Source organism: Microbacterium sp., from assembly GCF_041909575.1.
In the GTDB taxonomy this organism is placed as follows: domain Bacteria; phylum Actinomycetota; class Actinomycetes; order Actinomycetales; family Microbacteriaceae; genus Microbacterium.
On sequence record NZ_JAYRDE010000128.1, the window covers coordinates 1 to 7,477 of the forward strand.

Annotated in this window: 7 protein-coding genes; 2 read left to right on the forward strand and 5 right to left on the reverse strand. The window is 73.0% G+C overall.

What is annotated here, in order from left to right:
* The 4 genes from ACE3O1_RS13760 to ACE3O1_RS13775 all read right to left on the reverse strand — a co-directional run.
* Nucleotides 1-903, reverse strand: a 903-nt coding sequence (locus ACE3O1_RS13760) for a hypothetical protein (protein ID WP_374315976.1), incomplete at its 3' end; no start/stop codon positions are given.
* Nucleotides 896-1,579, reverse strand: a complete 684-nt coding sequence (locus tag ACE3O1_RS13765) for an HAD hydrolase-like protein (RefSeq protein WP_374315978.1) — start codon at nt 1,577-1,579, stop codon at nt 896-898. The genes ACE3O1_RS13760 and ACE3O1_RS13765, both read right to left, overlap by 8 nt.
* Before the next feature lie 115 nt (nt 1,580-1,694).
* A complete protein-coding gene (gene nucS, locus ACE3O1_RS13770) occupies nt 1,695-2,390 on the reverse strand; it encodes an endonuclease NucS (protein WP_374315980.1) in 696 nt (231 codons plus the stop codon).
* A gap of 20 nt (nt 2,391-2,410) precedes the next feature.
* Nucleotides 2,411-3,640, reverse strand: a complete 1,230-nt coding sequence (locus ACE3O1_RS13775; RefSeq protein WP_374315982.1) for an MFS transporter — start codon at nt 3,638-3,640, stop codon at nt 2,411-2,413.
* Nucleotides 3,641-3,719: 79 nt separating this feature from the next.
* Between ACE3O1_RS13775 and ACE3O1_RS13780 the strand changes: the two genes are divergently transcribed.
* Nucleotides 3,720-4,775, forward strand: coding sequence for a LacI family DNA-binding transcriptional regulator (locus tag ACE3O1_RS13780; protein WP_374315984.1), 1,056 nt, complete (start codon nt 3,720-3,722; stop codon nt 4,773-4,775).
* Here the strand turns inward: ACE3O1_RS13780 and ACE3O1_RS13785 are convergent.
* Nucleotides 4,772-6,340, reverse strand: a complete 1,569-nt coding sequence (locus ACE3O1_RS13785; protein WP_374315985.1) for a hypothetical protein — start codon at nt 6,338-6,340, stop codon at nt 4,772-4,774. The genes ACE3O1_RS13780 and ACE3O1_RS13785 overlap by 4 nt on opposite strands.
* Nucleotides 6,341-6,462: 122 nt before the next feature.
* On the opposite strand from ACE3O1_RS13785, the gene ACE3O1_RS13790 reads away from it, so the two are divergent.
* Nucleotides 6,463-7,477, forward strand: a 1,015-nt coding sequence (locus ACE3O1_RS13790) for a proton-conducting transporter membrane subunit (protein ID WP_374315986.1), incomplete at its 3' end; no start/stop codon positions are given.

Genomic DNA, 7,477 nt, shown 5'->3' on the forward strand with positions numbered 1-7,477 from the left:
GGTCTCGAGGTCCGCGTGCAGCGCGCGCAGCTCGGCGCCGAGGCGGTCGGCATCGGCGGCGTCGAGGTGCTCCCGCGTGACGCCGGCCTGGCGCAGCGCCGTGCGGGCCGCCTCGAGCTCGTCGGGGACCGCCTGCGCCGCCTGCAGCACGAGCCGGTGGGACTCCTCGAGGATGCGGGCGTCTGCCTCGGCCTGGCGCAGCGACCGCTCGGCGGCGGCGAGCTCGGCCAGCGCGCTGCGCGAGGGATCCTCGGACTGCGCGTGCGCGGCATCCAGGTGACGGCGTGCCTCGTCAGCCTCGGCCACGGCGTTGTGCGCGGCGCGCGAAGCATCCGCCCACTCGTCCTCGGCGAAGCGCGAGGACAGGTCGGCGACGAGAGCGGCCGGATCGCCCATGCCCTCGCGCAGCCGATCGAGGCGGGCGCGGGCCGCGGAGATCTGGCTGGCCGCCGAGACGTTCGCGAGCACCCAGGCCGAGTGCTCCGCCCGGGCGGAGGCGATCAGCCGCAGCGCCTCGTTCACACGCCGTTCGATGCGCGTCGCCGTACGACGGATCTCGTCGGGCAGCACGTCGGAAGCGCTGATGCGGCGGTACTCGTCGAACGCGTCGTCGCGCACGTGCTGGGCCGTCAGCCGCGCTCGCCGGAGGGAGGTCGGTGCGCCGCCCCCGTACAGGGCGCCCGAGAGTCCGACCTCGAGGTCGAGCTCGCCCCCGGCGGGGGCGGGGCGCCCGAGCCCCGGGCCGGCGCGGCGGCGCGGTGCGGGGGGGGCCGCGCGCGCCCGCGGGGAGCGCCGCGCGCGTCGCACGGCCCACGCGATCACCGCGAGGGCGATCGCCGTCACGCCGAAGACGATCACCGCGGGCACGAGCCACGCGAGGACCTCCGCGACGATCTCAGGCATCGGTCTCCTCGAAGAGCAGCAGACGTCGCAGCTGGGCGACGTCGTCCACGGCGGCTTGCGCACCGTCCGCCTCGTGCGGCCAGCTGAAACCCCACCGCACGAAGATCACGGGCACCCCCTGCGCGGCGCCGCCCTCGACGTCGTGGTGACGGTCGCCCACGAGCACGGGCCTGCTGGTGTCGACCCCCGCCGCCTCCAGGCGCCGAAGCGCCTCGGCGACGATGTCGGCCTTCGCGCTGAGGGTCTTCTCGTCCGGCGTCGCGCCGACGACCGCCGTGAGCGCCGGCGACAGGTCGAAGTGATCCATGAGCGCTGCGACCTGCACCTCGGGCTTCGAGCTCGCCGTGGCCTGCGGAATGCCCGCGGCCGCGACATCCCGGATCAGCTCGCCGACGCCGTCGAACAGCTTCGCCCCGGTGGTGTAGCCGTCCTGCTTGCCGAGCACGCGGTAGAAGGCGACGGCCTCGGATGCCTCGGCGGGCGTCATGCCGACGTTCACCTGGAAGGACTCGTACATCGGCGGCCCGATCCAGTGGACGAGCTCGGCGCGCGTGGGCGGTCGCCTCCCGAAGTGCTCGAGCGCGATGGTCAGCCGGCGCAGGATCCCGTCGGAGGCGTCGACGATCGTGCCGTCGACGTCCCACAGCACGCAGGTCCAGGGTGAGCGTCTCGGCATGGGGTCAAGCCTATGGGGCCGGCCGTCAGTCCGTTTGTGCGGGCGAATGCACGTCCGCGTCTGGTGCCAGGCGTGCATTCGCCCGCACAAACGGAGGGGGAGCGGAGGCCGGGGCTCAGAACAGGCGAGGGGCGCCGGACTCGATGCCCTTCATGCCCTCGTAGTCGAGGGTGACGCAGCGGATGCCGCGGTCGGCGGCGAGCACCTTGGCCTGCGGCTTGATCTCCTGGGCGGCGAACACCCCGGTCACCGGGGCGAGGTGCGGGTCGCGTCCGAGCAGCTCGAGGTAGCGCGTCAGCTGCTCGACGCCGTCGATGTCGCCGCGCCGCTTGACCTCGACGGCGATCGTGCCGCCGGCGGGGTCGCGCAGCAGCAGATCGACCGGGCCGATCGCCGTCGGGAACTCGCGGCGCACGAGCGTGAGCCCGTCGCCGATCACGTCGACCTGCTCCGCGAGCAGGCGCTGCAGGTCGGCCTCGACCCCGTCCTTCTGCAGGCCGGGATCGATCCCGAGTTCGTGCGACGAGTCGTGGAGCACCTCGTAGATGCGCACGAGGAGCGCGTCTCCGGTCTTGGCGTGCGTCACGCGCCAGTGCTCGAGCACTCCGGCGGCGGCGGAATCGGCATCCGGAACCTCCACGTCCAGGCGGCACGGCGGGCTCATCCAGTTGAGCGGCTTGTACGAGCCGCCGTCGGAGTGCACGAGCAGCGAGCCGTCGCCCTTGTGCACGAGCAGACGCGTTGCCAGCGGCAGATGCGCGGTGAGCCGCCCGGTGTAATCCACGGAGCAGCGGGCGATGACGAGACGCACCCGATGAGCCTAGCCCCGGGTCAGTGGTGGGCGTGCCCCGCGCCGACCTTCGACCCGGCGATGGGCTTGGCGGCGCCCGACGCGAGCCCCGACAGCGCGATGAGGCCGACGATGATCCACAGTGTCGGCAGGATGCCGATCTCGTGGCTGATCCATCCCAGGATCGGCGGGCCGCAGAGGAACGCGAGGTATCCGATCGTGGCGGCGGCGGAGACGGATGCCGCGGCCTTGGCCGGATCGTCGGCTGCGGCCGACATCCCCAGCGGGAAGCCGAGCGAGGCGCCCGCGCCCCACAGCGCGATGCCCACGAAGGCGATCGGCAGGTTCGGCGCGAGGATGAACATGATGAGACCGATGCCCGCGGCGATGGCGAGGACGCGGAGCGTCCACACCCGGCCGATGCGGTCGACGATCGGGCCGCCGAGGATGCGGAACACCGTCATCGAGACCGAGAACACCGTGAGCGCGATCGCGCCGACCGCCTCGGTCTGGTCGTGGCCGTCGACCATCGCGATCGTGAGCCAGTCGTTCGCGCTCCCCTCGGCGAACGCCATGCCGAGCATGATCGCGCCGATCGCGTAGGTGCGGGGATCGCGCCACACCGCGAGGGTCTCGGCGAAGCGCTCGCGGCGGTTCGCCGGGGTGGCCGGGTCGTCGTGCATCGTCTCGCGGACCGGGATGGCGCGCAGCGCGAAGAGACCCGCGCCGAGCACCAGGACCCCCACCACCCACAGGTGCCAGGCGACCCCGATGCTCCAGGCCGCCATGAGCACGCCGATGCCCGCACCGGCGACCGTGCCGAGGCTGAAGAACGCGTGGAAGAGCGGCATCAGCGTGCGTTCGAACGCCTGCTCGACGGCGGCCGCCTCGACGTTCATCATGACGTCGGTCGCACTCATGCCCATGCCCATGAGCGCGAGGCCGATGGCCGTGACCGCATAGGACTCGAGGAACTGCACGCCCAGTCCGACGACGGCGACGCCGAGCGAGAACGCGATGATGGTCGCGAGCATGCCGCGGCGTGCGCCCCAGCGGACCACCAGCACGTTCGCCAGCGAAAGGCCGACGATCGCCGCGGCGCCCGAGATGAAGAGCAGGATGCCGATCTGGAGGTCGTTGATGCCGAGGTCGCGCTTGACCGCCGGCAGCCGCGCGGCCCACGAGGCAAAGCCGAGCCCGGTGACGAAGAAGATCGTGAAGACAGCGGTCCGCCAGTTGACGAGCTGGGAGCGGGTGAGAAGCGTGTCCACCCCTCCACGGTAACGCCTGCCGATCGGTCCTGTCGAATCGATTCGACGCCCAGAACCCCAAGCGGTAGCATCGATGCCGATGAGCACGCGCCGCGCCACGATCTCCGACGTCGCCCGAGAGGCGGGGGTCTCGCCGTCGACGGCGTCCGTGGTGTTCAGCGGCAAGACGCCGGTCTCGGACGCCACGCGGCGCCGCGTCCTGGACGCTGCATCCGCCCTGGGCTACACCGGTCCCGACCCGCGCGCGGCCTCGCTGCGCCGGGGTCGCTCGGGCATCGTGGGCGTCGTGTTCGAGGAGCATCTCGGCACCGCGTTCCTCGACCCGGTCAAGACGCTCATGATGGACGGGCTGTCCGACGCCGTCGCGCCGCTCGGCGCGGGGCTGCTCCTTCTCCGGGACCACGATCCGTCCGAGAGCGGGACGGCCGCCTCCCTCATGACGGCGCCGCTCGACGCCGCCGTCCTCGTCGGCTGCAGCGGACACCTGCGCGAGTCCCTCGACGCGGTCCGGGCACGGGGCATCCCGGTCGTCGTGGTCGAAGGCGACGCCGGGGACGACGTGCCGCGCATCGGCCTGGACAACCGCGAAGCCCAGCGGCAGGCCGCGAGCCACCTGCGGGCGCTCGGCCACCGCCGGGTCGCCGTGGTGACCCTTCCCGCGCGCGCCGGGTGGGACGCCGGCTGGCTTCTCGACGGCACCGCGATCACGATCGACGTCACGCGCGAGCGCCTCGCGGGGGCACTGGAGGTCTATCCGGATGCCCCGGCCTACGCCGCCGCCGGGAGCTTCATCGACGAGGGGCTCGCCGCCGGCCGCGTGATCCTCGCCGACGCGGCGACGCGCCCGACGGCCGTGATCGCGCAGAGCGACCTGCTCGCCGCCGGAGTGATCCGCGCCGCGGAAGAGGTCGGGCTCCGGGTGCCCGAGGACGTCAGCGTCACCGGCTTCGACGGCATCGTCGTCGACGGCCTCGCGCCCTACGAGCTCACGACTCTCGTCCAGCCCGCGGCCGACAAGGGACGCGCCGCCGGGCAGGCGGTCGCGGCGATGCTCGACGGGGCGGATGCCGCCTCCATCCGGTTCACGTGCGAGTTCCGCGAGGGCAACACCACGGCCCCGCCGCGCGCCGGCTAGGACCGCTGCGGGCCGAGCGGCAGCGGCCGATCGCCGAAGTCGAGGATCGTCCAGCGGCCGCAGTCGACCACGCCCGAGGCATCCGCTTCCGTGATCCCGCCGGGAAGCGCGAACGGCGCGCTGGCGTCATCGAGCACGAGGAACGTCACCTCGCCCACCTCGAAGTCGTCGCGGTTCACCAGCCAGGCGTAGCCCCGCAGGTCGTGATCGACCTGCACGAGCGAGCGCGGGTCGGCCGCGTGCGCCTTCGGCAGCCGCACGGTCCAGAACTGACCCGCTCCGGTGCGGCCCGAGGCATCCGTCCACTCCACGACGCACGCGAGGTCGCGCTCGGGCGCGTCCGCCAGTCCCGCCAGACGCGGGATGCCGAGCCCGGCCGCAGCCACGAGCCCCGCGGTCGAGAGGCCTGCGAGGACGGCTGTTCCCGCTCGCGCGCGCCATTGCACGAGCTCGGGCAGCACGACCAGCCCGAGCACCGGGGCGAACGCGATCGGCTGCAGGTAGCGGGCGGCCTGGGTGCCCAGCACGACCGCGCCGACCACGACGAGCAGGGGAACGACCCAGCCGAACGCCGCGACGACCGCCGGCCCGATCAGCGCGCGGCGGGCGAGCAGGACTGACGCGATCACGCACCACGCCCACAGGGCGAGGCCGACGACTCCCGCGACGACGCCCGCGGGCTCGACGAGCTGATCGGCGGCGAGCCCGGCGTAGTACGTCAGCGAATCGAGCCACCTCGGGGGATCCGCGTAGCCGGCGCCGGACGTGGCGATCAGGTGCGCGAGGGGAATGCGCGCCGCGAAGCCCGCGGCCGTGCCCGCGGCGAGGGCCAGCAGCAGCATCCATGCCGCTCGCCGGACATCTGCACCTGTCGCGAACGGAGAGAGCGCACGCAGAAGGACGGCCGCCGCGGCCAGCACGAGGGCGAGCGGCACGGTCACCCAGGCCGCGAACAGCGGATTGGTGAGGACGGATGCCGCGGCCACCCCGGCGAGCACCCACAGATGCACCCGCCGACGCGGCGCGTCGAGTCCGCGCCGCACGAGGCCCACGGCGACGACGGCGGCGATCACCGTCGCGCTGTAGTAGGTCGTGGTGAGCAGGAGCGAGGCGGGCTCGAGCGCGCTGCGATCGGGGGATGCCTCCAGCGCGGCGAGTACGGCGAACCCGGCCAGGGCGAGGAGCGAGGCGGCGACGGGTGCGCTGCCCGGGCGCCGGGCGCCTGCCGCGAGCCGCAGCGCGCCATACAGCGCGACGAGGTTCACCACGGCGGCGAGGAGGAGGGTCGCCTCGATGCCCAGGCCCACGAGCGCGAGCGCCCCCAGCACCGCTGTCTCGGGCAGGAACAGCACGGACGACATCGCCCAGTCCTGGGGCTGTCCCGACGACAGGGATCGCAGGACGAGCGTCGTCACGAGCGAGTCGCCGTCCCGCAGCAGGAGCTCCACCCGCGGGGTCGAGGCCACGACGGCCACCGTCGCGATCGCGACGGCGACGGCCGCCGCGACGCCCATCGACTCGCGCGCCCACGACGTCGTGCGGGACGGGGCGGGAGCGGCTGCCACGTCGTCCACTCTGGCACGGACGGGACCGGCGGCCGGGGCGCGCCGGTAGACTGGACCCCGACACCCTGATCGCCCGTGCCGCGCGCGTGAGCCCCCGGCCGACGACCACGAGGAGGCCGCCCATGCTGCTCCTCCTCGGCGCGTTCGCGATCGTTCCGCTGGTGCTGCCGTGGCTCGTCCGGCACATCGGTGCGCGCGCGTTCTACGTCGCCGCGCTGCTGCCGATCGCCGCGTTCATCCAGGCCGCCGCGGCCACGCCCGCCGTGCTCGCCGGCGCCTATCCGTTCGAGTCGTACGACTGGATCACGCCGCTCGGCATCGAGCTGTCGATGCGCATGAACACCCTGTCGTGGCTCATGACGCTGATCGTCACGGGCGTGGGCGCCCTCGTGATTCTCTACTGCCGCTGGTACTTCCGTGGCAAGAACGAGGGTCTCGGGCAGTTCTCCGCGGTGCTGCTCGCCTTCGCGGGAGCGATGTACGGACTCGTCCTCACCGACGACCTCGTCGTGCTGGTGATGTTCTGGGAAGTCACGAGCGTGCTGTCGTATCTGCTCATCGGGTACTACAACCGCCGCGCCGCGAGCCGTCGTGCCGCGCTGCAGGCGCTGCTGGTGACGACGCTCGGCGGCCTCGTGATGCTCATCGGGGTCGTGCTGATGGTCGTCGAGGCCGGCACCTCGAGCATCTCGACGATCCTCGCCGATGCCCCGGCCGGGCCGGTTGTGGACGCGGCGCTCGTCCTCCTGCTCATCGGCGCGCTGAGCAAGTCGGCCATCTTCCCCTTCCACTTCTGGCTGCCCGGCGCCATGGCTGCGCCGACGCCGGTGAGCGCCTACCTGCATGCCGCCGCGATGGTGAAAGCAGGCATCTACCTCATCGCCCTCCTCGCGCCGGTGTTCGCCGCCGCACCGACGTGGCGCCCGATCGTCATCTCGCTCGGGGCGTTCACGATGCTGCTCGGCGGGTACCAGGCGCTGCGCGAGACGGACCTCAAGCGCATCCTCGCCTTCGGCACGGTCAGCCAGCTCGGCCTGCTCGCCGTCGTCCTCGGCTACGGCACCCGCGACGCCGCGCTCGCCGGTGCCGCGCTGCTGCTGAGCCACGCCCTGTTCAAGTCCGCGCTCTTCCTGGTCG